Below are 1,392 nucleotides of genomic sequence, written 5' to 3'. Positions count from 1 at the left end.
TGTCGGCTTGGCACCAAGGGCCGCCTGATCCTGACCTTGGGCCACCTTGGCGATGACATCGCCTTGATGGGCGCGGTCTGGGCCATGTCGACGGAAATTTAACCCTGCGGTGGTTGGATATGGGGCAGAGCGGCGTTGCTTGACAGGGGATGCTGGCGTCGCGTATCTGTCAACGATAGTTGAGGTTAGTGCCCAATGTTTGTGTTTGACCGTCTTTTGTGCGATAGTCGGCCCCCTGTGCGCGACAGGCGGGCCTTTGGGCGCGTGCCGCATGTGTGGCCGGCCGTGGTCGCTGCGGGCCTTGTGCGGCCGCGGATCAGGGGGGCGGTCGCGTGACGGTGCAGGGCGCGGGCAATCTGGCGAGTTTGCGCATCGGGGCGGGCGGGTCGGCCGCTTTTGCATTCACCGCCTCGCGCAAGATGTCGGCCTGGCTGGGCGGGCAGGACATGTCGCTGGCCTTTACCACCTATGATGTCGGAAAGATCTTTCTGATCGGCGTTGGCCCCGACGGGCAGCTTGCCTTTTGCGAGCGCAGCTTTCCGCGGCCCATGGGTCTGGGCGTGCATGCCAACGGGTTCTGGGCCGGAACGCTTCACCAGATCTGGCGCTTTGACAATTACCTGGCGCCCGGGGCGCGGCACAAGGGCCATGACGCGCTTTATGTGCCATCCATGGCCTATACGACGGGCGATGTGGATGTGCATGACATCCACATGCAAGGCGACCGGCCGCTCTTTGTCGCCACGCAGTTCAACTGCATCGCCGAGCCCCTGCCGGGCAAGAGTTTCCGGGTCGTCTGGCGCCCGCCCTTCATCGACCGGCTGGCGGCCGAGGATCGCTGTCACCTGAACGGGATCGCGATGCAAGATGGCGCGCCGCGCTATGTCACCTGCGTGTCGACCACCAATGTCGCCGAAGGCTGGCGCGAGCATCGCCGCAATGGCGGGGTCGTGATCGATGTGGCCAGCGGCGCGGTTGTGGCCTCGGGGCTGTCGATGCCGCATTCGCCGCGTCTGCATGCGGGGCGGCTTTGGCTTTTGCAATCGGGCACGGGCGAACTGGGCCATGTCGATCTGAACACGGGCGCGTTCGAGCCGGTGTGTTTCCTGCCCGGCTTTGCGCGTGGTCTTGCAATCCACGGGGATTTCGCGGTGGTGGGCGTGTCCTTGCCGCGCGACCGCACACAGGTGTTTCAGGGGCTGGGCTTGCAGGACCGGCTGGCGGCCGAACGGGTCGCGCCGCGCTGCATGATCGCCATCATCAACCTGCGCAGCGGCGATCTGGAACACAGCATCGAGATCGCCGCCCCGATTTCCGAGGTCTATGACGTGGCGATCCTGCCCGGGGTGCGCCACCCGCATCTGATCGGCCTGAGCAAGGACGACATCCGCT

At 65.3% G+C, this 1,392-nt stretch carries 1 protein-coding gene; it reads left to right on the top strand.

Annotated elements, in window-relative coordinates; all coding sequences use genetic code 11:
• Positions 1-332: 332 nt before the first annotated feature.
• Positions 333-1,392: TIGR03032 family protein (locus Q0094_RS06390; protein ID WP_297616562.1), on the top strand; the 1,060-nt coding region annotated here is incomplete at its 3' end.

It is taken from the genome of uncultured Roseicyclus sp. (genome assembly GCF_937892565.1).
In the GTDB taxonomy this organism is placed as follows: Bacteria; Pseudomonadota; Alphaproteobacteria; order Rhodobacterales; family Rhodobacteraceae; genus Roseicyclus.
Note: the sequence above shows the minus strand (reverse complement) of the source record. Positions and strands in the feature narration are given on the sequence as shown.